Origin of the sequence: Actinophytocola sp. (assembly GCF_035712165.1) — a bacterium.
Taxonomy (GTDB): Bacteria; Actinomycetota; Actinomycetes; order Mycobacteriales; family Pseudonocardiaceae; genus DASYTH01.
Genome location: NZ_DASTBH010000041.1, coordinates 1 through 2181 on the forward strand (window position 1 = coordinate 1; position 2181 = coordinate 2181).

The following is a 2181-nucleotide window of genomic DNA, read 5'->3' on the forward strand; positions in this document are numbered from 1 at the left end:
GGTGGCGCCCATGCCCAGCGCGGTGAGGTGGACCATGAGGTCCCAGCCGTCGACCTCGGCGGCGACCCGCCAGCGTACGGACGCGTCGGCCAGGGCGCGGTCGAGGGCGCGGCGGCGGGCGCGTTCCGGGGACGGTACGACCAGGTCCAGCCCGTTGAGGGCCGTGCGGGTCAGGCGGGTGCGGGTGGCCAGCGGGTGCCGTTCGTCGATGACCAGGGTCTGCGGGTAGTCGGCGATCTGCAGTCGCTGGTAGCGGCTCGGTGGCGGGTCTCGCCAAGGACGGCGACGTCGGCCTGGCCGGTGCTGACGGCGGTCAGGGCGTGGTCGCGGTCGGCGGTGAGGATCCGCACGGCGCGGCCCTGCCGGCGCAGGCGGCGGATCGGTTCGGCCACGACCCAGCGCAGGGCGCCGCGGCCGGTGGCCACGGTGAGGGTGGGTAGCTCGTGGTGCAGGTCGCGCATGAACTCGTCCAGCCGGCGGCGGTGTTCGCGGGCGTAGCCGGCCAGCTGCTCGCCGGCGGCGGTCAGGCGTAGCCGCCGCCCGTCGCGTTCGTACAGCTCAACCCCCAGGGACCGGGCCAGCTTGCCGATCTTCACGTGCAGGGAGGGTTGGGAGATGTGCAGGGCGGCCGCGGCGGAGGTGAAGTTGCGGTGCTCGGCGAATACGGCGAACGCGCGTAGCGCGTCGGCCTCGAGCAGGTCCAGTCCGCTCATAGTCCATAACTATAGACGGATATGGAATTGATAGTTCCGGATCGGCGTCGGTGTTGGGCAGGCTGGGGTCGTGAGACCAGCCGGGACGGGCGACATGGCGCTACCGCGGCCGCCGCGGTTCGCCGACCGTTTCCGGCGAGGCGGCGCCACCTCAGGGAAAGGAGCGACCACTGTGGACGGCATCGACGCGCAGACCCGCACGACAGGCAACGCGAGGAGCAACACGACCGGCGGCACGACCGTCAGGGCGGGCGGTACCGCTGCCGACGTCACAGCCGGCCAGCCGACGTACCTGCAGGCCATGCCGCTGCACGCGATCACCGAGGTCTACGGCGAGCGCGGGCTGCGCGACCGGTGGGCGCTGGAAACCCAACGGCTGCCGCTCGATGCGCAGTGCACCCTGGCCGAGGCGCTGGACTGGGCGAGCGACCTGCACGCCGGTCAGCGGCGAGTCCGCGAGCCGGTCGTCAACCACCTGTTGCGGGTCGCGCTGCGGATCCTGTGCTACTACCGGGTGACCGACACCGCCGTGCTGGCCGCCGCGCTGCTGCACGACAGCGTCGAGGACCAACCTGGGCGATGGCCGGTAGGCCCGGCCCGCGGCCCGACACCTGCGGGCCCGACACCTGCGGGCACGACACCTGCGGGCACGACACAACGTCTCACCCTTCCCGCCCATCGCAGCCCTCGCGCCCTTCGGACTCGTCGCAGCTTGCGCCGCCGCGCGACGAGGCGGTGGCGGCACTGGCCGGCCGGGTCGGCCCGACGGTGACCCGCCTGGTCCTTGCCGTGACCAACCCGCTGTACGCGCCGGGTCGTGACCCGCACGTGCAGTACCGCGAGCATCTGGTGACCGCACTGACCGCGGAACCGTGGGCGAGGGTGATCAAGCTGTCGGACTTCACCGACAACGGGGTGGGCCTGGTTCACACCGCCGGGCCGAAGCTGGCCTACTCGGCGCGCAAGTACGACCCGGTGGTGCCGATCATGCAGATGCTCCTGGACCTGCCCGACACCCCGTTGTCGCCGGACGTCAGGCGCCACATCACTGCCCAGCTCAACCTCGCCCGGCAACGCTTCGCTGCCATCCTCGCCGCCTGAACGGCCACCGGACGTGCAGCCGCGCCGGTGGCCAGCGACCGGAGCCAAGGGTCGCCGCCTCGGCGAGCTCCGCCACGGCATCCGCCTCGGCGACCCGGCTCCAGCCGACCATCGGTAACCCGGGGGGCGGGGCTGCTGAGATCCCACCGGCCGGCCCGGATGGTCGAACCCTCGACATCGCGGCAAGACCCGATCGGGTGGCAACGAGGTGCAGCTGCGGCGCCCCACCGCGCGACGACCGCAGGCCCCTGTGGAGGTGTGCGTTGATGACCTCTTTCCCACCAGACGATCACTGTGGCGATGGTGCGGGACTACAGCGGGTTGACATCGATGGTTCACTGGGCGATATGTGGCCCGGACAGCTCCG

4 protein-coding genes are annotated in these 2181 nt (G+C 72.0%); 2 read left to right on the forward strand and 2 right to left on the reverse strand.

The features are described 5' to 3' along the window. Together VFO68_RS34215 and VFO68_RS02185 are read right to left on the reverse strand one after the other, a co-directional pair. Window positions 1–243 (reverse strand): LysR substrate-binding domain-containing protein (locus VFO68_RS34215; protein WP_414635447.1); only part of this gene is annotated, 243 nt, incomplete at its 3' end. Continuing rightward, entirely contained in the window at window positions 171–713 is a 543-nt protein-coding gene (locus tag VFO68_RS02185; protein ID WP_325156416.1) for a LysR family transcriptional regulator, read from the reverse strand. The genes VFO68_RS02185 and VFO68_RS34215, both read right to left, overlap by 73 nt. Window positions 714–885: 172 nt before the next feature. Here VFO68_RS02185 and VFO68_RS02190 point away from each other — a divergent pair, with 172 nt between their 5' ends. Together VFO68_RS02190 and VFO68_RS02195 are read left to right on the forward strand one after the other, a co-directional pair. Then, window positions 886–1485, forward strand: coding sequence for a hypothetical protein (locus VFO68_RS02190; protein ID WP_325156417.1), 600 nt, complete (start codon window positions 886–888; stop codon window positions 1483–1485). Then, window positions 1449–1814, forward strand: a complete 366-nt coding sequence (locus VFO68_RS02195) for a hypothetical protein (protein ID WP_325156418.1) — start codon at window positions 1449–1451, stop codon at window positions 1812–1814. The genes VFO68_RS02190 and VFO68_RS02195 overlap by 37 nt, the downstream gene beginning before the upstream one ends. The last annotated feature ends 367 nt before the right edge of the window (window positions 1815–2181 follow it).

Excerpts from the sequence above, each read along its gene's own strand:
- VFO68_RS02185 (WP_325156416.1), bottom strand. The coding sequence starts at position 713 with ATGAGCGGACTGGACCTGCTCGAGGCCGACGCGCTACGCGCGTTCGCC.